Genomic DNA, 1,871 nt, shown 5'->3' with positions numbered 1-1,871 from the left:
TGTGCGCCACGAAGGCGCACTGGAGGATTCAGATCCTCCGTGCAGCCGTGCTGCACAAGAGATGAGGGCGGGCCCCTCGGAGCCGCCGTGCAGGCGGAGGCTTCAAACCACCTACTGCTGCTGCACTTAAAAGGTGTGGTAGTGAGCGAGTATGGAAAAGGCCGGTCAAGAACCGGTCAGGTAAGGACCGTGGAGTCGAACGCAAGTGAACCGCTGATGACGTGTCGAAAGCGTAGGAATGACGTCAAAACCGGGGGGGAGTCGTTAACCCGGGATAAGTCTGGGAACAACCTGTCTACTGCCCAGGCGGCGTCCGGCATAAAGGCGGCGAGAACACGGTTCAGGCTCTTGTGTGGAACGTGGGAACCTGTCACCCCGATGCCAAGGGAGCGATGCAAGTGGAGGCCCCACGAGTATCTGAGTACCGATGCGGGGTACAGGGGCGGAGCAACCTGTAGTAGCGAGGAAGGCTCTGTAATGGAGCTGGAGCGAAGGGGTTGCCCTATCCGGCCTGAGACAAGGGTGCAACCAGCAATGGGAGGACACTCTTGAATCAGGCAAAGTCATTTCCTATTACTAAACGTCAGGTGTGGGAAGCCTACAAGCGAGTCAAGGCCAACAAGGGCGGGGAAGGAGTAGACGGTCAGTCCCTGGAGATGTTTGAAGAGAAGCTGGAAGGCAACCTCTACAAGCTCTGGAATCGACTGGCCTCTGGTAGCTATATACCCCCACCGGTCAAACGCGTGGAGATTCCCAAGGCGGGTGGCGGTGTTCGCCCGCTGGGTATTCCAACGGTTGCGGACCGGGTTGCTCAAATGGTGGTCAAACAAGCCCTGGAACCGGAGCTGGAGCGTCACTTCCATCCGGATTCCTACGGCTATCGGCCTGGCAAGTCAGCCCATCAGGCGATTGGGCAGGCGCGCAAGCGCTGCTGGCGCAACGACTGGGTCGTGGACCTGGATATCAAGGGTTTTTTCGACAACATCGATCATGAACTCTTGATGCGGGCGGTGCGCCATCACATCCAAGATAAATGGGTGTTGCTTTACATCGAACGATGGCTGACAGCCCCGGTGCAATTGAACGTTGGGGAACTGCAGGAGAGGAACAAGGGCACCCCGCAAGGGGGCGTGGTCAGTCCTCTGCTGGCGAACCTGTTCCTGCACTATACCTTCGATGCGTGGATGCAGAGACGCTATCCGAGCATTCCCTTCGAGCGGTACGCCGATGATAGTGTTTGTCACTGCCGCACACGGAAGCAGGCCGAACATCTGAAAAGTGCGCTGGAGCAGCGCTTCGCGGATTGTGGACTGGAACTCCATCCGGAGAAGACCAAGATTGTCTATTGCAAGGACGACGATCGACGTCTGGACTATCCTGTCACCAGTTTCGATTTTCTGGGCTACACCTTCCGCCCAAGAAGATCGAAGAATCGGCGGGGAAAGTTCTTCATCAACTTCAGTCCGGCGATCAGCAACAAAGCGGCGAAAGCGATCCGGCAGGAAGTGCGGAGCTGGAAACTGCATCTGCGCAGCGATAAGGCTCTGGAAGACCTGGCGAGGATGTTTAATGCGGTGATTCGTGGATGGATCAACTATTACAGTGCTTTCTACAAGTCGGCGCTGTATACGACCCTCAGACAAATCGACCGCAGACTCGTAATCTGGGCAACTCGCAAGTTCAAACGACTACGGGGGCACAGGAGGCGAGCGACCCACTGGCTGGAGCGTATAGCACGCAGGCAGCTGGGGTTGTTTGCCCATTGGCGTTTATTACATGGACAGGCTGGATAGGAGGAGCCGGATGAGCGGAGACGTTCACGTCCGGTTCTGTGAGCGCCTCGGGGGGAGGGTCCCCGGGGCGACTCGACT

1 protein-coding gene is annotated in these 1,871 nt (G+C 57.4%); it reads left to right on the top strand.

All coding sequences use genetic code 11. From position 1 onward, the window contains the following. Positions 1-548: 548 nt before the first annotated feature. Positions 549-1,793 (top strand): group II intron reverse transcriptase/maturase, encoded by a 1,245-nt coding sequence (gene ltrA / locus FHS09_RS22420; RefSeq protein ID WP_183464123.1) that lies wholly within the window; start codon positions 549-551, stop codon positions 1,791-1,793. Positions 1,794-1,871: the final 78 nt, after the last annotated feature.

The sequence above is a fragment of the Microbulbifer rhizosphaerae genome, assembly GCF_014191725.1.
Classification (GTDB): Bacteria; Pseudomonadota; Gammaproteobacteria; order Pseudomonadales; family Cellvibrionaceae; genus Microbulbifer; species Microbulbifer rhizosphaerae.
Note: the sequence above shows the minus strand (reverse complement) of the source record. Positions and strands in the feature narration are given on the sequence as shown.